Here is a 1,086-nt window from a genome sequence, read left to right on the forward strand (position 1 = left end):
ACCCTTACCCTTTCGCTTAACATCAATCCATTACTAAGGTGGCCGGGTGAAGAAAAAGTATTTGCATAACGTATTAAGAATTTTCGGAAGAAAAGGTGCTATCGGGAGTCATGAAAAACATAAGATCTCCTTTTTCCAAAAAAGACGCTACTCCTCTAAGCATCGGCACGTAATAGCCTCCCCCATTTTCCCGCAAATCTACAATCCAACCTTTAATATTCGGGTTGTCTGCCTCCCTGATCTGTTGCTGAATGCTTGCGATGTACACAGTAGTTTCCGCTTCGCTTTCACTTTTAAAAGTTCCGACTTTAACATAGCCAATTGTGCTATCCAGCAAAAGCATTGGGGGCTCCTCGTCCAGGCAGCGCAACATTGTCCGCCCCTCCACCTCCCCGCCGTTGCGGCACACAAATGAGCTGTGATTATCGCCAAGTATGGTAAGGGCAACCTCGAGACCCTTTTGCAAATTACCCCAATAGCCATTGTATTCATCCACCGCCTGTAACACCTTTTCGCTAACACCTTCTGCTATAGTTTCGGCCTTTAAGCAACTGATTGTTGTGTACTTCCAGAGCTTGGCAGATGGCAGTATTGAGTTCACTTAAGGAATGATAAATTGTCTTTCTTAAAGGCTCATAAATACGGGCGTAGATAATTTTAACAGCACCTTCCACCAATGCCTTGTCCTGTGGATGATAAGCCCTTGCAGGCAGGATAGTAGTACCATAATGATCTGCAAAGTCTGAAAAGGTCTCATTGAGTGTAGGCTCATAAACGATTGCTTTTTGTTACTGCTGCCTTTAAATTATCGGGAACTATAGCACCAGGAACACCTCCGAGATAATGCAGTGTATTCTCACACGCAGCTATAAAGTCTTCTTTCTGCTGGGTAAGTACCGCCTCCACCTAAGTAACCTGGCTGCAACCCAGAACCGCTACAAACACTTCAACCGCTGTAATCTCCCCGCTTCCCCTATCAGTAAAGTTTTTCTTTCTTCCGAAAATTCTTAATACGTTATGCAAATACTTTTTCTTCACCAGGCCACCTTAGTAATGGATTGATGTTAAGCGAAAGGGTAAGGGTTG

General features: G+C 44.2%; 1 protein-coding gene. It reads right to left on the reverse strand.

Annotated features, from left to right (window positions below; genetic code table 11):
• Positions 1-73: 73 nt before the first annotated feature.
• Complete coding sequence (locus B154_RS0125115) at positions 74-601, reverse strand: S41 family peptidase (RefSeq protein ID WP_018617120.1); 528 nt, start codon at positions 599-601, stop codon at positions 74-76.
• Between the last annotated feature and the right edge of the window lie 485 nt (positions 602-1,086).

Source organism: Segetibacter koreensis DSM 18137 (genome assembly GCF_000374045.1).
Lineage (GTDB): Bacteria > Bacteroidota > Bacteroidia > Chitinophagales > Chitinophagaceae > Segetibacter > Segetibacter koreensis.